At 37.2% G+C, this 22,239-nt stretch carries 14 protein-coding genes; 4 read left to right on the top strand and 10 right to left on the bottom strand.

Features of this window, described 5'->3' with window-relative positions; all coding sequences use genetic code 11:
- Window positions 1–1,383: 1,383 nt before the first annotated feature.
- Both F6K15_RS03205 and F6K15_RS03200 read left to right on the top strand, forming a co-directional pair.
- A complete protein-coding gene (locus F6K15_RS03205) occupies window positions 1,384–1,908 on the top strand; it encodes a ferric reductase-like transmembrane domain-containing protein (RefSeq protein ID WP_293056912.1) in 525 nt (174 codons plus the stop codon).
- Between the two features lie 310 nt (window positions 1,909–2,218).
- Window positions 2,219–3,625, top strand: coding sequence for a WD40 repeat domain-containing protein (locus tag F6K15_RS03200; RefSeq protein WP_293056910.1), 1,407 nt, complete (start codon window positions 2,219–2,221; stop codon window positions 3,623–3,625).
- Between the two features lie 350 nt (window positions 3,626–3,975).
- Here F6K15_RS03200 and yidD read toward each other — a convergent pair whose 3' ends face one another.
- From yidD to psaA, 9 genes are all read right to left on the bottom strand, one after another.
- The gene (yidD, locus tag F6K15_RS03195; protein WP_293056908.1) at window positions 3,976–4,194 is read right to left on the bottom strand and encodes a membrane protein insertion efficiency factor YidD; all 219 of its coding nucleotides are present in this window, start codon (window positions 4,192–4,194) and stop codon (window positions 3,976–3,978) included.
- A gap of 125 nt (window positions 4,195–4,319) precedes the next feature.
- Window positions 4,320–5,150 carry a hypothetical protein gene (locus F6K15_RS03190; RefSeq protein WP_293056906.1) on the bottom strand — a complete coding sequence of 277 codons (831 nt, stop codon included), beginning with the start codon at window positions 5,148–5,150 and terminating at the stop codon, window positions 4,320–4,322.
- Between the two features lie 486 nt (window positions 5,151–5,636).
- Window positions 5,637–6,518 (bottom strand): aspartoacylase, encoded by an 882-nt coding sequence (locus tag F6K15_RS03185; protein WP_293056905.1) that lies wholly within the window; start codon window positions 6,516–6,518, stop codon window positions 5,637–5,639.
- Window positions 6,519–6,894: 376 nt separating this feature from the next.
- Entirely contained in the window at window positions 6,895–7,857 is a 963-nt protein-coding gene (locus F6K15_RS03180) for a D-alanyl-D-alanine carboxypeptidase family protein (RefSeq protein ID WP_293056904.1), read from the bottom strand.
- 330 nt (window positions 7,858–8,187) lie between these two features.
- Window positions 8,188–9,183, bottom strand: a complete 996-nt coding sequence (locus tag F6K15_RS03175; protein ID WP_293056903.1) for a glutathione S-transferase family protein — start codon at window positions 9,181–9,183, stop codon at window positions 8,188–8,190.
- Window positions 9,184–9,306: 123 nt separating this feature from the next.
- On the bottom strand, window positions 9,307–9,936 hold the full coding sequence (locus F6K15_RS03170; RefSeq protein ID WP_293056902.1) for a hypothetical protein: 630 nt from the start codon (window positions 9,934–9,936) through the stop codon (window positions 9,307–9,309).
- 101 nt (window positions 9,937–10,037) lie between these two features.
- On the bottom strand, window positions 10,038–10,208 hold the full coding sequence (locus F6K15_RS03165; RefSeq protein WP_293056901.1) for a hypothetical protein: 171 nt from the start codon (window positions 10,206–10,208) through the stop codon (window positions 10,038–10,040).
- A gap of 77 nt (window positions 10,209–10,285) precedes the next feature.
- Entirely contained in the window at window positions 10,286–12,514 is a 2,229-nt protein-coding gene (gene psaB / locus F6K15_RS03160; RefSeq protein WP_293056900.1) for a photosystem I core protein PsaB, read from the bottom strand.
- Window positions 12,515–12,795: 281 nt separating this feature from the next.
- Window positions 12,796–15,051: a photosystem I core protein PsaA gene (gene psaA, locus F6K15_RS03155; RefSeq protein WP_293056899.1), complete on the bottom strand. Its 2,256-nt coding sequence runs from the start codon at window positions 15,049–15,051 to the stop codon at window positions 12,796–12,798.
- Window positions 15,052–15,736: 685 nt separating this feature from the next.
- Between psaA and F6K15_RS03150 the strand changes: the two genes are divergently transcribed.
- A complete protein-coding gene (locus tag F6K15_RS03150; protein ID WP_293056898.1) occupies window positions 15,737–18,739 on the top strand; it encodes a hypothetical protein in 3,003 nt (1,000 codons plus the stop codon).
- Between the two features lie 337 nt (window positions 18,740–19,076).
- Here the strand turns inward: F6K15_RS03150 and bluB are convergent, their stop codons facing one another.
- Window positions 19,077–19,715 carry a 5,6-dimethylbenzimidazole synthase gene (bluB, locus tag F6K15_RS03145; RefSeq protein WP_293056897.1) on the bottom strand — a complete coding sequence of 213 codons (639 nt, stop codon included), beginning with the start codon at window positions 19,713–19,715 and terminating at the stop codon, window positions 19,077–19,079.
- 490 nt (window positions 19,716–20,205) lie between these two features.
- On the opposite strand from bluB, the gene ribBA reads away from it, so the two are divergent.
- Complete coding sequence (gene ribBA, locus F6K15_RS03140) at window positions 20,206–21,966, top strand: bifunctional 3,4-dihydroxy-2-butanone-4-phosphate synthase/GTP cyclohydrolase II (RefSeq protein ID WP_293056896.1); 1,761 nt, start codon at window positions 20,206–20,208, stop codon at window positions 21,964–21,966.
- Window positions 21,967–22,239: the final 273 nt, after the last annotated feature.

Here is a 22,239-nt window from a genome sequence, read left to right as displayed (position 1 = left end):
AGAAAATGGCACAAATTAATAGTAGACCCCAAAAGCGGTCTGATAGTAGTACAAAAGTAGTGTAGTAATGTTTGCAGTTTCTCACCAGACTATGAAAAGTATGTACTGACAAATATTTCTACTTCTATATAATTACTCTTAAATTCAAAGATTAACCCACAACAGCAATGAAAATACCGATAATTTTAGGTAAATACGATAATTTTAGGTAAATAATGTATGAAATATTCTTCTGAATACATATAGCAATGGTCTGGTTGGTGTTGGACAATTAGTACGAACGTCTTGCTCGTGTTATGAATCATCATAATTACTCAATATCCTAACTATGGTGGCGACTGCTATAACTATAATTTCATCCCATACATTTGATAATTACTAATAAATACGATAATTTTAGGTAAATAATGTATGAAATATTCTTCTGAATACATATAGCAACGGTCTGGTTGGTGTTGGACAATTAGTACGAACGTCTTGCTCGTGTTATGAATCATTATAATTACTCAATATCCTAATTATGGTGGCGACTGCTATAACTATAATTTCATCCCATACATTTAATAATTACCAATAAAAACTGTGAGAATTTATCACATTTATTAGTGAAATATCAATTAAAAATCTAAGCATTATGGCTCAATTTTTGAGGTTGCTTAATATCTACAATTTATCGTAATTAATTATCCGGAATAGACCTTTGATATTTTGAATATATTTATTGGGAGTAATTAATTTCAAATGATTCAAAATGTTAGTCTAGCATTTCTCAAGTTACTGAGGTACAGTTGTTTTTCTTCTTTTATACTCCCTACTCCCTACTCCCGTGCAACAAAATAATTTTGTACAGAAATACCTCTTGGAAATTGCTATAGTTGCTTTTTCTGATTGAATTGAGCAATTAATAACTAGCATTAAAAAAATCGGCGTTGTACAGTGACGAATAATTAGAGATTCTCGACCGAAAGGATTTTGAATTAATCAATTGCTAGAATTATATTAATATTAGGTTTTTTTAGCCAAAGTCTAAACAAATTTTGGGCAATATTGCCCCATAATGTACAACCCCAAAAAATCTAATTTTCAATATTTTTCTCAGTAATATCTCCTGGATTTGATGTAATCATTTAGCCTAGTAATTCTACGGTTATTATTTCTAAACAATTATATTCAGATTATTGTCACTAGAAAAAAATAACTGCTGTAAGTCCTGTCTACAATGCTACCCATTAAAGTGAGGAAATGAATAGAAGCTGAAACCTTTTTGTATCCTCTCACCTCTTGCCTATTGCCTGTTGAATGTTGCCTTGCGCGTAGCGCTATATAACCGAGCAAAAAAAAATATCACTTAAATCAAATTTAAAAACTAAAGGAGAGACTATTTTGGATACAGCACCAGTTGCTAACTACTTAGGTTTCTTAGCATTAATATGCTATGTAATTACTCTACTACCAAGCATTTTGAGAATTGTGTTTCCAAGCACAAAAAAAACAGAATTTCCTAAAATATTGCTGAAGTATCGTCGTCAAATAGGTGTAATTGCTTTTCTATTTGCTTTTGGTCATGGAATATTGTTAGTGAGCAAGAGAAACTTTGACTTTTTTGATATCCAAACTTATTGGATCTATATACAAGGAGTCGTAACTTTCATTATTTTCACACTACTAACAATTACTTCCAATGATTGGAGTATCAAAAGAATGAAAAAAAATTGGAAGAAATTACATGAACTGACTTATCTAGCAATGTTCCTTTTAGTCTGGCACGTCATAGACAAAATGTGGGGTCATTGGAGCTACCTCACCCCATTAGGAATAATTGGTATAACAGGTATAACAGTTTTATTTATTGTTAGAAGATGGATAGAGCGAAGAAAAAAATTGACAAAAACTAAGAGTAGAAATTAAGGCAGAAGGCAGAAGGCAGAAGGCAGAAGGCAGAAGGGAAAATTGCTGGTGGATAGTTCGCGATAACACACTCCCTGTCTTATAGCAACTGATAACTGATATGACGGTGAGGTATTAAACCCACCACAGATAAAGATAAACAGTATTGAAGAAGGCAGAAGGCAGAAGGCAGAAGTCAGAAGGGAAAATTGCTGATGGATAGTCAACTATCGGCCACTCCCTGTCTTATAGCAACTGATAACTAACTGATAACTGATAACTGACTGCGTAAGTCCTGAACAAGTAATCATCAATAGTAGGATTAAAATTTATGCTAGCTCAACCCAACCGCCGAAAATATTCTACAGTAATAGCAGCAACTACTTTAGCAGCTATTGGTGGACTGTGGTCCTGGCGATCGCTATCAATATCCACCAAAAACTTTGTCCGACCATCCGAGCAAAAAACTCTACCCTCTCTAACCCTTTCAGGACATAAAGGATGGGTGTATGCAGTTGCTATGAGTCCAGATGGAAAAACTCTTGCCAGTAGTAGTTATGATGGTGTAATTAAAATTTGGAATTTAACCAATGGTAAATTGCTGCATACTATCAATGCTCATGCAGATGCGATCGAATCTCTTGCTATGAGTCCAGATGGTAAAATTCTTGCCAGTGGTAGTTGGGATAACCGCATTAAATTGTGGAATATTGCAAATGGAAGTCCGCTCCAGACTCTCGAAGGTCATACCGATGATGTTAAAGCTATCGCTATAAGTTCTGATGGAAAAATTCTTGCTAGCGGTAGTTATGATGGTGTAATTAAAATTTGGAATCTTAATACTGGTTCTGTTGAGGGCAGTTTTCAACATTCAGCTCCTGTCACATCTCTGGTTTTGAGCAAGGATGGAGAGATGCTTGCTAGTGGAGGTAAAAATGGTCAAATCAAAACCTGGCAATTGAATACAGGTAGACAACTCCACTCCTTGGCAGCACATAAAAACACAATTTGGGCGCTCGCTTTTAGTCCCGATGGTAAAACTCTTGCTAGTGGTAGTCAAGACCGAAAAGTTAAGTTATGGCAGATGGACACTGGTCAACTACAATGCACTCTAGAAGGACACGACAAAGCAGTTTTGTCTGTTGCTTTTAGTCCCGATAGCAAAACTCTTGCTAGCAGCAGTTATGACAAAAATATTCATCTGTGGGAACTAGATACAGAAGAATTATTAGAAACATTTACAGATCATTCTAAAGCTGTTTGGTCGGTAAAATTTAATCCTGATGGACAAACTCTTGCCAGTGGGAGTGCTGATGGAACGATCAAACTGTGGTCTGTATCTGACTTTAGTAGTAACGATTTACAGAATACAACTTCCCCATCTATTGTGAAAGAGGAAGCAGAAATTATATCTGTTTCAGAGATTACTGATATAGCTGAGTTAGAAGAGTTAAACCAAAAATTATATGACCAAATTGACCAAAGTTGGCGACAGACTCCAATATGGTATGAAGATTTAGTGTTTGAGGTAAAAGTTAATGGAGATGGAGCGATCGCTAGCTTAGAACCGATGAATGAACCCGCACAATATTATAGTCAATACACACCTTTACCCAAGTTGTTAAATTCTGCTAATTCTGAAGTTACGAGTCAGAAACAGTCTTTTGCAATATTCCGGGTAGTGATGACACCGACAGGGGTACTTGAAGTTAGTCCTTGGGGTGGTTGGTTGAAATAGGCTAATTTTTTTAGGAGTGTTATATCATGTCCGCTTGAATACTTATACTTTAGTGGAAGGAAGGCAGAAGGTAGAAGGGTTTCTTACAATTGCGACTTAATTCTATATATGCTCCTGTGCTACCGGACACGATATTATACCTACTCCCCACACTCCCCATTTCCCCTCCTGGGAGGGGGAGGGGTGGGTCCCCACACTTTTTATCTAATTACACCAATGCTACAGAACATGGTATTATATCATGTCCGGCTGAATACTTACACTTTGGAACAAGGAAGGCAGAAGGCAGAAGGGAAAGAAATGTTCCAAGGGTAATGGTTTTTTTTATCACTAATTATCCGGACATGGTATTACTCTTTTGGAGGAACTGGGTCATAACCACCAGGATGAAAAGGATGACAACGTAAAATTCGCATAATTGCCATTCTACTACCTTTAAAAATCCCAAATCTTTCTATCGCTTCCATTGCATATTCTGAGCAAGTGGGTTGAAAACGACAGGATGGAGGTAATATTGGTGAAATGAAGATTTTGTAGCCTTTAATTAATTTAATTAGTAATACTTTCATAGCTTTGATATTTAATCAGCAAGCCCTAAATAAATATCTTCAATTTCAGTACATGGGGCTTGAGTAGCAATTACTCAAACCTCGTAATCGATTGAAGGGGGTATCAGGGTGTTTTATTGGTGGTTTTATGAGACTTTTTCTGTTTTGTTTTGTGTTGATTTGGAGGGCTTTAGTTTGTGTTTGAGCTTTGAAGCTGCTCCTAGTGTACAGAGCGCTAGGAAGCCAAGAGTGGAAGCAGGCTCTGGAGTATGCACGCGTATAGATGTAGCATCAGCAGCACCAGCAGAATTAAATATTATTTGAGGATCAACCTGATTATTTTTAACCCTGTATCGAACCTTAGTGTATTTTGGTTTTTTCTCAGGTTTATTTATAGATTTTTCTTTAGTTATATGATTTTCAACAAATACGTTACCACTTGGAAGAACGTCAAACCACATATCAAATTCTTTTATTTCAACTTCAAGTTCTTTGTGTTCACTTAACTTCTCATCTTTTTCAAACTCACCATCTTCGTTAAGCTTAAATACCTCCTTCCATTGTTTGGTTTTAATCCCAGGATTTAATGCTATATCATCTGAAGGAAAAGCATAAGTGAAACGAACAGTTTCAAAGTGTACATTATTTTCATCAAATAACTGATAATCTATTTCAAGAGCATGTTCTGGTAAAAAGTCCTCAATTTCAAAATTAATCATATACCATACGGCATTAGGAACAACATCATTAAAGTCAATGAGAACACCATCGCCAGAAAGACCTAAATTTGCAGTCATTTGACCTGCTTCCTCTGAAAGGATTGCACCTTCAATTGGTATATATCTTGAATCTACAATCCCATCATCAAAATTATCAGTAAAAGATACAGCAAAAGCTGGATAAGTCATAAAAGAACATCCCACTGTTAGAGCTGAAAAGGCTATGCCTTTTAAATATTTCAATAATCTAGTCTTCATAATTTTTAGGATTTTTTTCCTTTATTTAGCGATAACTTTAATAATCTCACAGTAATTCCACAGTGATTGTTCACTTTTCTGTTCACTTTTCTGTTCACTTTTTTATTAAACTGTTCACTTTTCTGTTCACTTTTCTATAAAACTGCTCATTATTAATTAAATAGTCGTAATGATAAAGCTCCCATTGGTATTTTACCCAAGCTTGTCAACTGATATTCATCAGAACTAACAAATTCTACTAAACCTTTCAGCGTCCATTGAAAATTCACTAAATCTCTAGGTATTAACAAGTATTTAGTCTAAACTCCAGTCAAAATCCCTGTTACAAAAATAATTTCTGACTTTTGACTTCTGAATTTTGACTTCGTTATTGGGTCTAAAATCCCCCATTGGCGAAATATTTTTGGAGAGTTGCTCAAAATCCCTGTGACAAAAATAACTTCTAACTTCCGACTTCTGACTTCTGACTTCTGACTTCTGACTTCGTCAAAGTGTCATGGTCTCTTTTTTTGTCAAACACATAGCAATTCCCTTTTCGTAGTAAGCCGCCTCATTAATAAAAACTGGCCATGTCGGAGTTTCTTCTTCATAATAAATTGTTTCGCCATCAAAGGTTAAAAAAATTGGCTCACCTGGAGTTAATTGTTGATAATCTCTCCCTTGTAACTCAGGATGAATCATTGCTGTTATTTCTCCATCTTTATTCTTAGGATAATCCACAACTTTTAGATGTTTATAGACTGTAATATCTCTATTAATTAGATTCAATTTACCTTCATTGAAGTTTTCGATAACATCTAAACTTGTCTGAACTAATCTTTCTGTTTTCTGAAATAAATCTGCTTTGAGAGTACCCTGAGCGATCGGACCTACTTCAATACCAAGACTTAATTCACAAATAGAATTTACAAAAGCATTTTCTTCTCCTGGATTAATCCAGCTATAAATTCTAACATCTGGCTCAACTGAACTTAAATAAGCAGCAATTTTGAGGTTAAAGGGATGATTATTCACTAAAACTATGGTTAATCCCATGTTAGCAGTGGTAGTATGCAAATCCAATATAAAATCAAATTTAGGATTACCTTTAGGTCCTAGCATTTGATTAATAAACTTTGCTCTAGTTTCTTCATAGTTAGTCTTGTTTGGATTTCCTAAATCCTGGAGTTTAAAGCAACGATTTAAGTCAGTATCAACGTATCTTCTCACCAGTTCAAATGCTTGAGGATTAGCAAATAATGTTTGAGTTTCAAAATTAGTTCTACTAATCAAGTCAGGAAAATTTTCAAACTTTTTAAGAAGATATATACCTGTAAATTCATTACCGTGAGTCCCCCCAACAATTGCCACTTTATTAATTTTTTCCATTTTGATAAATCCCCAGCAAAAATATAATTAATTGATGATTACTCGATTAAATTATCAATATTTGACTAAGCAACTGATATTTTAAACTTTTCTCAAGCATTTTTGCTCCTATACATCGCCTATTCAACTACTCCCCTGTCTCTTATTCACAATTAACTTTAGCAAAGCAGTTTACCAAATATTTAATAACCAAAATAATAATAATTATTCGTTATCTTTTTATTTTTGATTTAATACCCCACCGTCTACACAGTGCTTACAATTGGTTGAGATTTTAGTTCCCATCTACTTCCTTCTTATTTCTTCTTCCTTCTTCCTTCTTCCTTCTTCAATATCTTTTTATTTTTGGTTTAATACCCCACCATCTACACAGTGTTTACAATTGGTTGAGATTTGAGTTCCCATCTATTCCTTCCTTCTCTCTTGGTGAGCATTCCCTTACATCTGTCGCCGACGCGGGGTCGCACCGCTTCTTGCTTATTCCTTCTTCAATCAATTTTTTATCTTCTAAAATTAATTCTGACTCTTCAGAAACTATATTAGGTTGATTTTTATAAAAAGTTTCTAGACTATGACGATCGCCTACATAACGCCAATGCCACGGTTCATAACCAATATCTTTTTCATCATCAGTAGGTATCATTTCAAAGCTAAAATAAGCAGCATAATTTTGTAGCCATTGAAAAGCTGCTGTCTTTTCAAATTCCACATTTTGGTTAGTTTCTGGTGCATTTCCATCTCCAATATCAACAGCATAACCTGTTACATATTCCCCATAACTTAAAGGCAAAATTTGATTGGCATTATTTGCATAATTATCTTCAATATTATTAGTATTACTCGCCAAATATTTTAATTCAGACTCAGACTTAAATCCTCTCAAAGCCACTAAATTAATACCATCACTTCTAGCAGCATCAAGCATTTTTTGAAAATTTTTAGCTGCATTTATTTGCAATCTAATATCACTATCAGAAGTTATATACTCTAATTCCATTTCTGATACTTGCGAGTAAGGAAAATCTAATAAAGTATCTTTTTTAAGTTGATTTATTGGAGTTTCATTGGCAGAAGATGTAGCTAAAGTATTTACATTATCAACTTCAGTTTGAGTTGATGAAGCATTAACTTGATTGACATTAGATTGAAATTGTAATCCCAGACTAACTGCTCCCACAACTATAACTATTCCTATCCAACCCCATATCCATTTTTGGCTTTGAGACTGAGTTGGGATAATTTCTTCATCCTTTTGAGGGTCTCGTACTGCTTCAGGAATATCATCCGCAACAGTTTCTTGGACTAATGATAAATTTTCTGACAGACTTTCGTTGTGCAAAGTTCGACTCCTGTTAGTGAATTTCAAAGTCGTTTCTTACTTTACTAAAAAACTTAAAAGTAAACACGATTAGACCTTAGCATCGGGAAATAATCTTCTCTGGGTAAAGGCCACAATCAGCTTGTGGACTAATATCATGTCCGCTGGGGCGCGTTTGTGTAAACCCAAGAGTGAATATCTACAGGAAATTTAAGTTTTTTCAGGGTTTTAAGCCTTTTTCCTTCTTTCTTACCCTTACCTTACAATACTAATGCTACCAGACATGATATAATTGAAAGTAAAAAACTTTCTTCTTGTACGTCCCCCTAGCAAAAGGTTCTACCTAAGTTTTTACTTCTGACTTCTGACTTCTGACTTCTGACTTCTATTATCTGGACCTAAAGGAATAATCCCACCAGGATTAAGAGGAAAAAGATTACCATAATAATCTCGTTTAACTGCTTCTAAATTACAAGTATCTGCTATTCCTGGAAGTTGATATAAATTTTGTAGATAAGCACTTAAATATTGATAGTCCTGAATTCGCCGCAAGTTACACTTAAATAAACCATAATAAACAATATCAAACCGGAATAATGTAGTAAACAAACGTACATCTGTTAATGTTACTGTTTCACCACAAAGATACCTACTAGCAGCAAGTGTATTGTCAATTTCATCTAAAGTATTAAATAGTTCTTGACAAGCCTTTTCATAAGCTTCCTGAGTTTGGGCAAACCCACAACGATAAACTCCATTATTAATGGTGTGGTAAATTTTGTCATTCCACTCGTCTATTTTGGTTTTTAATTGTTCTGGATAAAGGTCAAGATGAGAATTTTTGGCAAACTGATTAAATTCCGCATTAAGCATCACAATAATATCTGCACTCTCATTATTCACAATAGTTTTTGTTTGCTCATCCCATAGCACAGGTACAGTGGCGCGTCCATTATAACCAGGCTTTGCTAAATTATATAATTCCGGTAGAGTAAAACATCCTTCTTGTTCCTCTTCCAATACCCAGATACCCCGATCGCCTGCTGGAGAAACAATAGTTACTGGAATAGCATCTTCCAAACCTTTGAGCGATCGAACCACCAGAGTTCGATGTGCCCAGGGACAACCCAACCCAACAAATAGACGATAGCGTTTAGTAGCTGGTTGATATTTGTTTTCTGCTTGTATCCCGACTGTTTCTCTAAATAAACTAGCAGGACGAATGTATTCTCCTGAATTATTACGTGGGGCAAGTTTTGACATCATTATTTGCCAGAGGCTTGTCCAAACCCATTTTCCTAGTTTTATTGTCAGAGAAGGTGGAAGTGATTTGCGTTTGTTAACCATTTATTTTTTTTGAATTTAATAAGTCAACAGTTATAGCAAGGAACGAGTTGTTGAGAACATATCTCATAGCACAAAAGCTTCTTTTTCAAAAGCAACTTCTAAGATGAAATGTCTTTTTTGAAGCTAATTAATTTCTATATTATATGTTTCTCCAACAGTTTCACAAATATAACCTGGAACTTTTTTATCAACTCTCCAGTATGTAAAAGTCTTTCCTTCAACAGTGCTAATTTTTGCCATTCCTTGACATCTATGATCGCCGAAATTGTCAAGGAATAAGTATTCTTCAACGTTACCCACTGCTTGATTGCACCTACTTGGATATAATTTGCCTTGAACTCCTCGTTGAGTGCTATAAGAGCTTCTTGCTTGTCGTTTTTCGCAAGCTTCTTGATACGAAGCTAAATGCTTAATCTTCAGTCTTCCGTCTCTGCTTGTTAAAGTTTGTTGGTTTTCTTGAGAGAAAAAAACGGAAGCTATAAAAACAAGTATAATGATCCCAAAAAGATTTCCAAAGCATGATGAACATCCTCCTTTATTTTCAGTATTGGTGCTTCTTGCTCTATCAACCTTTTTTTCCCTTCTTTTTCTTTCTTTTTCTTTTTCACGTCTGTAAATCTCTTGTTCGATATCCCTCAATTCCCACTGCCAATTATGTATGTATTCGCTTTCTGGATTGTTCCATATTTTTTCTTCTAATCTTTCTTTTATTATTCTCAACGAATAATCAGATTCTGATTTGAAATTGCTCATTTTTTTTCTTCATTTTGTATAGCACTACTGACCTTATCACTAAAAAAGGCGATCGCAAGATTCCTAGCTGTCCAAGGCTTAAACTGTAAAACCTAAGACCATCAACTAATCCCATCAATTAATCCGTACATCCGTAGCCTAATCTCTGTTTGCAGACCATCAATTAATCCGTACATCCGTGGTTTAATCTCTGTTTGCAGACCATCAGTTAATCCATACATCCGTGGCCTCATCCCTGTTTGCCCTATTCTCCCAGTCCTAATATTTTCCACAAAAAAAACCCCCTACTAAAAGCAGGAGGTTGAATTTAATTAACCTACTAAACTAGGTTTGAGCTAATCTCAAGAAATTAACCAAACTTACCAGCAGTAGAGGCTATTAAGAAGGCAGCGTAGGTGAGGACAAAGCCTACTGTGAAGTGAGCTAAACCTACCACACGAGCTTGAACGATGGAAAGAGCAACAGGCTTATCCTTCCAGCGAACCAGGTTAGCTAGAGGAGTGCGCTCATGTGCCCAAACAATAGTTTCAATTAGCTCTTGCCAATAACCACGCCAAGAGATGAGGAACATGAAACCAGTCGCCCAAACTAGGTGTCCGAAGAGGAACATCCAAGCCCAAACAGATAGGTTATTAGTTCCATAAGGGTTATAACCGTTAATTAACTGGGAAGAGTTCAACCACAGATAATCACGGAACCAACCCATCAAGTACGTAGAAGATTCGTTGAACTGAGCAACGTTACCTTGCCAAACAGCTAGATGTTTCCAGTGCCAGTAGAACGTTAGCCACGCAATGGTGTTTAACATCCAGAACATAGATAGGTAGAAGGAATCCCAAGCAGAGATATCGCAAGTACCACCACGACCAGGGCCATCGCAAGGGAATGCGTAACCGAAGTCTTTCTTGTCTGGCATTAATTTAGAACCACGAGCATCCAAAGCACCTTTAACTAAAATCAAGGTAGTGGTATGCAAACCTAGAGCGATCGCATGGTGTACCAAGAAATCTCCAGGACCGATGCTTAAGAATAGAGAGTTAGTACCACTGTTAATAGCATCTAACCAGCCTGGTAGCCATACGTTACCAGCATTAGGCCATGCTGTAGCAGCAATACTATCAGGGTTTGACAACAGCACATCCATGCCGTATAAAGCTTTCCCGGAAGCAGCTTGAACGAACTGAGCAAATACTGGCTCGATCAAGATTTGCTTTTCAGGAGTACCAAAAGCAACCACTACATCATTGTGGACATAAAGACCGAGAGTGTGGAAGCCTAAGAATAGAGATACCCAGCTCAAGTGAGAGATGATTGCCTCTTTGTGCTGTAATACACGATCCAGCACGTTGCCTTTGTTTTGCTCGGAATCATAATCCCGTACTAGGAAAATAGCACCGTGAGCAAATGCACCTACCATGATGAAACCAGCAATATACTGGTGGTGGGTGTAAAGTGCTGCCATTGTAGTGTAATCCCTGGCAATAAAAGCATAAGGAGGCAAAGCATACATATGCTGTGCTACCAAGGAAGTGATTACACCTAGAGAAGCTAAAGCTAAAGCTAACTGGAAGTGTAGAGAGTTGTTGAGAGTTTCATACAACCCTTGGTGAGGTAGGTTGAACTGACCTTCACTATTACCACCGACTAAACCAGCTTTGGAGTCAAGCATTTCTTTAATGCTGTGACCAATACCAAAGTTAGTCCGGTACATGTGACCAGCTACGATAAAGATTACTGCGATCGCCAAGTGGTGATGAGCCATATCAGTCAACCACAAGGACTCAGTTTGAGGATGGAAACCACCCAAGAAAGTCAGAATTGCAGTTCCTGCACCTTCGGAAGTACCAAACACATGGCTGGCAGTATCAGGATTTTGAGCATAAACGCCCCAGTTTCCTGTAAAGAAGGGAGCTAAACCTGCTGGGTGAGGCATGGTTGTCAGGAAGTTATCCCAACCAACGTGCTGTCCACGAGATTCAGGAATTGCAACGTGAACCAAGTGACCAGTCCAAGCCAAGGAACTTACACCGAACAGACCAGCCAAATGATGATTTAAGCGGGACTCAGCATTTTTGAACCAAGCGAGACTAGGACGGAACTTGGGCTGGAGGTGTAACCAACCAGCGAACAGCATGATGGATGCCAAGATCAGGAGGAAGATAGAACCCTGATATAGGTCTCCATTTGTTCTCATGCCGATGGTGTACCACCAGTGGTAAACACCAGAGTATGCTATATTTACTGGGTTAGAGGCACCTGCTTGAGTGAAGGCATCTATTGCAGGTTGACCGAATTGAGGGTCCCAAATCGCATGAGCGATTGGACGTATATTCAGAGGATCTTTAATCCACTGTTCAAAGTTTCCTTGCCAGGCAACGTGGAATAAGCTACCGGATGTCCAGAGGAAAATGATTGCTAGATGGCCGAAGTGAGAGGCAAAAATCTTTTGGTAAAGATTTTCCTCAGTCATACCATCATGGGTCTCAAAGTCGTGAGCTGTAGCTATCCCGTACCAGATCCGACGGGTGGTTGGATCTTGTGCCAGGTCTTGGCTAAATTTTGGGAATTTTGTGGCCATAAATATTTTATCTAAATGTCTCGCGTGTATCTGAGAATCTTAGATTGAAGTGACGTTCTCCTACATCATAATCTTTAAATTTTGATGTAGGCTTCCCTACCTCATGGATAGGGATTTCTGTTTTGCTGGCGCAACGCTGCGCGTTACATGTCGCGGAGCGAAACAAAGGGAGTGCAAGCACTTAACCCTCCACAGACAGAGACGATGATACCCACCGCCTTTTTTTGGGGATTGAGGATTGTTCAATCCCCAAGCAAGAATCTTAAAACGCTATTGCATTCTTATCCTACTGAAATCATTCGAGCCAGGAAGAATGCCCAGGTTGTGACAATTCCGCCCAGGAGATAGTGAGCTACCCCCACTGCCCGACCTTGAACGATACTTAGAGCACGTGGCTGAATTGCTGGAGCAACCTTTAACTTATTATGAGCCCAAACGATAGACTCGATCAACTCTTGCCAGTAGCCACGACCACTGAACAAGAACATTAAGCTAAATGCCCAAACAAAGTGTGCAGCTAAGAACATCAAACCGTAGGCAGACAGAGCTGAACCGTAGGATGTAATTACATTTGAAGCTTGCGCCCAAAGGAAGTCACGCAACCAACCGTTAATGGTAATTGCACTTTGTGCAAAGTTGCCGTAAGTGATATGGGATACTGTACCGTCTGGGTCTACTGTTCCCCAAACATCTGACTGCATCTTCCAGCTAAAGTGGAAAATCACAATTGATAGGGAATTATACATCCAGAACAGACCTAAGAACACATGGTCCCAACCAGAAACTTGGCAAGTACCACCACGACCAGGACCATCACAAGGGAATCGGAAGCCTAGTTCACTCTTATCAGGAATTAGACGAGAGCTACGAGCATAAAGTACGCCTTTGAGAAGAATTAAAGCTGTAACGTGAATGGTGAAAGCATGAATATGGTGAACCATAAAGTCCGCCGTACCCAAAGCTATGGGCATCATTGCTACTTTGCCACCTACTGCTACAACATCACCACCGAAAGCTGGGCTAACAGATGCTAAAGCATTAGGAGCAGTATTGCCAGGAGCCAAGGTGTGGATATTTTGTACCCACTGAGCAAAGATTGGCTGTAGTTGAATCCCGGTATCCGAGAACATATCCTGGGGACGGCCAAAAGCACGCATAGTATCGTTGTGAACGTACAAGCCAAAGCTGTGGAAGCCCAAGAATATACATACCCAGTTTAAGTGGGAGATAATCGCATCCCGGTGACGAATTACGCGGTCCAAGAGGTTATTAACGTTCTTGGCTGGATCGTAATCCCGAACCATAAAGATAGCAGCATGAGCTCCTGCTCCCACAATCAGGAATCCACCAATCCACACATGGTGTGTGAACAGGGATAACTGAGTTGCATAGTCAGTAGCTATATAAGGATAAGGTGGCATTGCATACATATGATGAGCCACAATGATGCTTAGGGAGCCCATCATTGCCAGATTAATGGCCAATTGAGCGTGCCAAGAGGTTGTCAGAATTTCATAGAGACCTTTGTGACCTTCTCCAGTTAAGGGGCCTTTGTGACTCTCTAGAATTTCCTTCATGCTGTGACCAATGCCCCAGTTAGTCCGGTACATATGGCCAGCTACAATGAATAATACTGCTAATGCCAAGTGATGGTGAGCTGTGTCAGATAACCACAAGCCACCTGTCACAGGGTTTAAACCACCTTTGAAGGTCAAGAAGTCAGCGTACTCGCCCCAATTTAATGTAAAGAATGGAGTTAGACCTTTAGCAAAGCTAGGGTATAACTCTGCCATCAAGCTTTGATTAAAGAGAAACTCGTGGGGCAGAGGAATATCTGCTGGTGCTACGCCAGAATCTAACAACTTGTTAATTGGTAGAGAAACGTGAATCTGGTGGCCAGCCCAAGACAAGCAACCTAGACCCAGTAAGCCTGCTAAGTGGTGGTTCATCATTGATTCCACATTCTGGAACCATTCCAACTTAGGAGCTTTCTTGTGATAATGGAACCAACCAGCAAACAGCATCAAGGCAGCCATTACCAAGGCACCGATAGCTGTGCAATATAGTTGGAACTCATTAGTTATGCCAGAAGCACGCCATAGTTGGAACAATCCAGAGGTGATTTGAATTCCGTGGAAACCACCGCCAACATCAGCATTTAAAATTTCTTGGCCAACAATTGGCCATACGACTTGAGCACTTGGCTTAATACCTATGGGGTCTGTTAACCAAGCCTCATAGTTGGAAAATTTAGCGCCATGAAAATATGCGCCACTCAACCAGATAAATATTACGGCCAGATGGCCAAAGTGTGCGCTAAAGATTTTGCGCGATACATCTTCTAAATCGCTGGTATGACTATCAAAGTCATGAGCGTCAGCGTGTAGGTTCCAAATCCAAGTAGTTGTTTTTGGTCCTTTGGCCAGACTCCGGTCAAAGTGACCTGGTTTGCCCCACTTTTCAAATGAGGTGGGTACAGGGTCCTTATCTACGGTGACTTTTACCTTTGCCTCGCGCTCTGGAGGACTTATGGTCATGAAGACTCTCCCCTCTGAAAGAAACTGAACTGAACTATTGATGTTGTCAACATTGATAACATTTGTAACGAATTATCAATATCTTTTGCAAACTTACAGATTTTAGCTGTCTTTTGCAGGAATGCAACACCACACTCTTTGGTTATGCCAAAAGTATATAAGACTTTGGCTAAACTCTCTCAAATACATAGATTCGATTTGATCGATCTGAATGTAAATGAAAGTTCTTTAGGAGATTATAGACTTGCTTAACGAGTATAAGTTGTATGTTTACAATTATTAAAATTTCTTGAGCACAACTTAATCACCTATTATTGCTTATTACTCGTTTCACAGCATATACAAAAAGTCAAGACTTATTATAAGAAAATTTACAATATCAGCTATCGTTATTCACAGCATATACAAAAAGTCAAGACTTATTATGAGAAAATTTACAATTTTCAAAGTTAACTATTCTTTGAAAACTTTAAATTTGACTAGATAACTAGGCTACATGGACTTTTTTACATTTTGATAAGCTTCAAGGCTGTTCGCCTAATTATCGAAAAACGAAAAAATAAAATATAGTTAATCCCCCATCAATGGCAAAAATATTGATTTTAGTGAGAAAATCATCATAAACAACAGAAAAACTGAGAAAACAAATATCAATGTCAACTCTCAATTTATAGGAGTATAGTCCGTGTTTCATATAAACTTGCCAAGAATATACGACAGTCTGATTTTGGTTTTACAGAAAATATCCTCGAATAAGGGAACAAGAGTGGGACTCTATAGATGTTTCATTCGCCAAGAAATGCTCACCAGCAGAGGAAACATGGGTGCGACGTATCGCCGAAATATACACCTAGTAGGTAGCCAAGAGAGGGAGCAGGTAACAAAGGTAAGAGTTTCAGAGTCTTTATCTATTTTTGGATTTTTGACAAATCGTCTAGACTGGTTATATTTAAGAAAATTATTAACACTTCTAATAGTAGTAGTTTTAACTTCCGGTTTGGTCAGTTGTAGCGATCGCTTCTCTGAGCTACCTCAACTTAGCGCAGAAAAAGCTGTAACGACTTCTAGCTCTAAAATATTGGAAGTTTCGCCACCAGAAATAATTCAACAACTACGTCAAGCGATCGACATCTACAAACCACAAGTTACAATACAAAGTCCTCAACCAGGGCAAATATTTGAAGACAATACTATTACAGTGCAACTCCAGGTGAAAGACCTACCTATATTTAAGTCAGAATTAGATTTAGGACCTTATGTAGAAGTAATTTTAGACAACAAACCTTATAAAAAAATCTATGACCTAAATCAATTCCTGATTTTATCAGACTTAGAACCTGGTACTCATACTATCAGAGTTTTTGCTTGTCGTCCGTGGGATGAAAGTTTTAAGAATGAAGGTGCTTATGCTCAAACAACTTTTCACATTTTCACTAAAACCACGAATAATAATCCTGCTCCAAATTTACCACTATTAACTTACAATAGTCCCTTGGGTGAATATGGTGCGGAACCCATCTTGCTTGATTATTATCTTACTAATGCACCTTCGCACTTACTAGGACAAGAAGATCCTGAAGATGAAATAGTTGATTGGCGTATTCGTGTTACGGTTAATGGAACCAGTTTTATTACTGATCAATGGCAGTCAATATATTTAGAAGGGTTTCATCCAGGAAAAAATTGGATCGAGTTAGAATATATTGATGATGAGGGTAATGCTCTCTATGAGATTTATAATAGCACTATTGGTTTGATTAGTTACGAACCAGGTGGACAAGATACTCTCAGCAAAATTATCGCCGGAGAAATTTCGCTGAAGGAAGCATATAGTATAGTTGACCCAGAATACATTTATGAGGAAACTCAAGCAGAAGTAACTCCAGAATTAGAAATAGAGGATATCCCTACTACTGAGTCAGGAGAAGAAATTGAAGTAGAGGAAACATTAATTGCACCAGAAATAGAGGATATCCCTACTACTGAGTCAGGAGAAGAAATTGAAGTAGAGGAAACATTAATTGCACCAGAAATAGAGGATATCCCTACTACTGAGTCAGCAGAAATTGAAGTAGAGGAAACATTAATTACACCAGAAATAGAGGATATTCCTACTACTGAAACAGCAGAAGAAATTGAAGTAGAGGAAACATTAATTGCACCAGAAATAGAGGATATCCCTACTACTGAGTCAGCAGAATTTGAAGTAGAGGAAACATTAATTGCACCAGGAACAGAGGATATTCCTACTACTGAAACAGCAGAAATTGAAGTAGAGGAAACATTAATTGCACCAGGAACAGAGGATATTCCTACTACTGAAACAGCAGAAGAAATTGAAGTAGAGGAAACATTAATTGCACCAGGAATAGAGGATATTCCTACTACTGAACTAGAAATAGAGGAAACTTTTACTGAAGAATCAATCTCAAAAATAGAAACTACCGAAGCAAACGAACTACCAACAACAAAAGAAAAAATAGGTGGATTTGTGAATCGTTTTAGAGATAGATTTAAAGGTCTTATAAATAAGGTTACCGAAAAACAGAAATCAGAAACTCTAGACACAATAGAAAAACCAAATGTAGAAGAAAATTTCAATCCATCAGAAAAATCTGAAGTTGAAGATTCACTTCAGGAAAATGAGCTTCCCAGTCTACCAGAAATAGTAGAGGAAGTACCAACAACAGAACTATTAGAAAAACTGCCTCCGCAAGAAACTTCTACTTTTACACCAAATGTAGAAGAAAGTAATGAATCAGTGGAAAATCTTTCTACTTCTATACCTGAAGTTATAGAAAATTTTCAACAAGATACTATTCCAGAATCAGAACAAATTACCTCAGAAAAATCTGAAACTGAAAGTGATGATTCTACTATTATATCTACACCTGAAGTTGTAGAAATTTTTCAACAAGATACTATTCCAAACTCAGAACAAATTACCTCAGAAAAATCTGAAGTAGCTGTAGAACCTATTCCCACTGAAAGTGATGATTCTACTATTATATCTACACCTGAAGTTGTAGAAATTTTTCAACAAGATACTATTCCAAACTCAGAACAAATTACCTCAGAAAAATCTGAAGTAGCTGTAGAACCTATTCCCACTGAAAGTGATGATTCTACTATTTCTATACCTGAAGTTGTAGAAGATTTTCAGCAAGATAATATTCCAAACTCAGAACAAATTACCTCAGAAAAATCTGAAGTAGTTGTAGAACCTATTCCCACTGAAAGTGATGATTCTACTATTTCTATACCTGAAGTTGTAGAAGATTTTCAACAAGATACTATTCCAAATTCAGAACAAATTACCTCAGAAAAATCTGAAGTAGTTGTAGAACCTATTCCCACTGAAAGTGATGATTCTACTATTTCTATACCTGAAGTTGTAGAAGATTTTCAACAAGATACTATTCCAAATTCAGAACAAATTACCTCAGAAAAATCTGAAGTAGTTGTAGAACCTATCCCCACTGAAAGTGATGATTCTACTATTTCTATACCTGAAGTTGTAGAAGATTTTCAGCAAGATAATATTCCAAACTCAGAACAAATTACCTCAGAAAAATCTGAAGTAGTTGTAGAATCTATGCCCAGTGAAAGCGATGATTCTATACAAGAAATTACTGAAGAAATTGAATATGAAAATATTCTTGACTCTCCACAAGAGATAACAGAATAAATTGATATTTACAGTAATTTTAAGGTAAATAAGCCACTTATAGAGATGTTGTATAAAACGCCTCTATAAGTGACAAATATCTAGTCTTAATAAGCCTTAATAACGTAAGCATTTCCTACGGAATGCTGCGCAAACAGCCATTAGCAGTCAGCTAGCCTCCTGCGGAGGAACTACGTTAACAGCAATTAATAATAAATAATTACTTCTAAGGTTAGGGTAGGAGACTTTGGTAGTAAATTTTTATTCTTTCTTAATTTCTCAATTTTCTCAATTACTTTTACCTTTCCCAAGACAAAATTAATAGCTGATAGCTAATAGCTGACAGCTGAATGCTTACTTAATAACTGTTATAATAAATAACTGCAGCTTTTGATTTACGCTTTTCCCAGTTAGCAATTTCCAGCAAAGGACGTTCGGTGAATTCTGTGACATAACCTATACATAAATAGGCGATTAATTCATTTTCTGGAGGAGCATTGAGAATAATTTTCACCTCTTTTTCATCTAAAATACTTACCCAACCCACACCTATATTTTCAGCTCTAGCCATCAACCACAAGTTTTGAATTGCCAGACAAACACTGTACGGTCCAACTTTATCCGTACTCGTTTGACCCATAACAGGATTAGGTGAGGGTTTATAGAACACAGCAATATTAACAGGAGTTATGGTAATTCCTTCCAATTGAAGCTGATTATAGAAAGGTTTATTTTTGAATATCTCTTTGGCTTTTTCATTTTCTTTTTCAAAAGATGTTTTGATTTGAGTTTTAATTGATGGGTCACGAATAATTACAAATTCCCATGGCTGAGAAAAACCTACTGAAGGAGCATTCAAAGCAGCGAATAGCAAGCGTTCGATTGTTGTATCAGGAATTTCTTGACTAATGAAATTTTCCCCAAATTCTGTTCGGCGATGAATAATAATATCTTTCAATATTTGACGTTCTTTTTCTGTAAACAATTTACCTTTCATACAATTTACCTCCAAGAATTATGCGGTCTTTCCTATGTGAAAATCAATTACTTACTTCTTCTGACATAGATAATCAAAAGTTTATCTAAATTTAATCATTGCTTCGGTAGCTTAGGAAACGCTATAATCTTTTTATAGCAATTCTAAATGATTTGTAAAAAATCTAAAAATATATAGAAACTCTAAAATTCTTATCTTTGTTAGCTAGTTCCAAAAGATTTTATATTGTAAAAAATATAACTGCTATATACTTTATAAAAAGCATTTACTGAAAGAATGCTGCGCAAACAGCTATTGGCGTTTAGCAGTCAGCTTTTGAGAAGGGATACGCGACCCTTCCTAAAATTGACTTCATAAGAAGTAGGAGATTTAAACCCAAGTTTTTCGCTGAAAGCTAACCGCTGAACTTCTGTTTGCGCAGCATTCCGCCAGGAAACACTTTTTAAGCATACCTTAAAAAAAATTATAAAACCTGAGAAGTATTTTATTTGTGAATACACAATTAAACCAACAATTTAAATTTGATTCTATTGATGCTGCACTTGCCGATATTAAAGCAGGTCGTTGCGTCGTAGTAGTCGATGACGAACATCGAGAAAATGAAGGAGATGTCATTTGTGCTGCCCAATTTGCTACTCCAAATATGATTAACTTTATGGCAGTAGAAGCTAGAGGTCTAATTTGTCTGGCATTGACAGGCGATCGCCTTGATGAGTTAGATATCCCACTCATGGTGACTAAAAATACTGATAGTAATCAAACTGCTTTTACTGTCAGTATTGACGCTTCCCCTGAATTGGGAGTTTCCACGGGTATTTCCGCAGAAGACCGAGCGCGCACTATTCAAGCAGTTATCAATTCTACTACCACACCAGAAGATTTACGTCGCCCTGGTCATGTTTTTCCCATTCGAGCAAGAGAGGGGGGAGTGTTAAAACGAGCAGGTCATACAGAAGCATCGGTTGACCTGGCAAGACTAGCAGGTTTGTATCCAGCAGGGGTTATTTGTGAAATTCAAAACCCTAATGGTTCGATGGCAAGATTACCTGAATTAGTAGAATATGCTATAACGCATAATCTGAAATTGATTAGTATTGCTGATATTATCAGCTATCGCCTCAGATACGATCGCTTTGTCTACCGAGAAGCTATTGCCAATTTACCCTCTCAATTTGGTGAGTTTAAAATCTATGCTTATCGCAATACTCAAGATAATTCGGAACATATAGCTATTGTCAAAGGTAACCCAGAAGAATTTCAGGAAAAACCTGTGATGGTGAGGGTGCATTCTGAGTGTCTGACGGGAGATGCTTTTGGTTCCCTCCGTTGTGACTGTCGGATGCAGTTGCAAGCAGCAATGAAAATGATTGAAGATGCTGGTGCTGGAGTTGTTGTCTATTTGCGACAGGAAGGTAGAGGAATAGGTTTGATTAATAAACTCAAAGCTTATTCATTGCAGGATATAGGGTTAGATACAGTGGAAGCTAATGAAAAATTAGGCTTTCCTGCTGATCTACGGAACTATGGTATGGGGGCACAAATATTGCACGATCTGGGTGTTAATAAAATTCGTTTGATTACAAATAATCCCCGAAAAATAGCAGGTTTGAATGGTTATGGTATCGAAATAGTAGACCGCGTTCCTTTGTTAATCGAAACAACAGATTATAATTCTGTTTATCTGGCGACTAAAGCACAAAAATTAGGTCATATGTTATTACGCAGTTATTTGGTAACTATTGCTATTGATTGGAAGAACAAAACAAAAGAAGTAAATTTATTGGATCGCCCCTTAAAACCAACTTTGAAATCTCCAATTCAACATCGCTATGAATACTTGGAAAAATTACGCAGTTTAATCAAAGAATATGACTTTTTACTGCAGGAAGAAACTAGACCAGTGGCAATGGCAGTTTTTTCTCAAGCGCCTTTAATAGTTAATTTTGGTTTAGAGCAAGCAACATTAACTAATTCTCAATGGTACCAACAATCAAATCATCCTTATTTACAGGCGATCGCTAAAATATTAACAGAAATAGGTAAATGGCCGAATATTTCAAAATTGGAATTTCTCATTGCTTCTGGTTCCGATCCTATGACTACCTTACAAGTACAACTCGAACGTCAGAGCTTTAAAATTACTGAATTATTGACAGTTATACATGATTTAGAACCACAAAAAATTTACAGTTTTTTAATGGAGTCCTCAGGAGTCAGTCCTCAGGAGTCAGGAGAGAAGAAAGAAGAATAAAGAAGAAGGAAAAGAAGAAAGTTTTTTGATCGTTAATTATACGTAAGCATTTCCTAGGTCATGCTGCGCAAACAGCCGTCAGCCATCAGCCATCAGCTATCAGTTATTGCTTTTAGTTTACTATAAAAGCCCTATTAATTGTCTCACTACAAAATTTGGCTCCCTTGCCCTTAAAGTCTATTTTAATTTAAACACTGTCCTATATCAGAGAGTCTTGTTGCTGTTAACGTAGTTCCTCCGGAGGAGGCTAGCTGACAGCTAATAGCTGAATGC

The organism is Okeania sp. SIO2B3 (genome assembly GCF_010672525.1).
Taxonomy (GTDB): Bacteria; Cyanobacteriota; Cyanobacteriia; order Cyanobacteriales; family Microcoleaceae; genus Okeania.
This window is presented reverse-complemented; position numbering and strand designations above follow the sequence as displayed.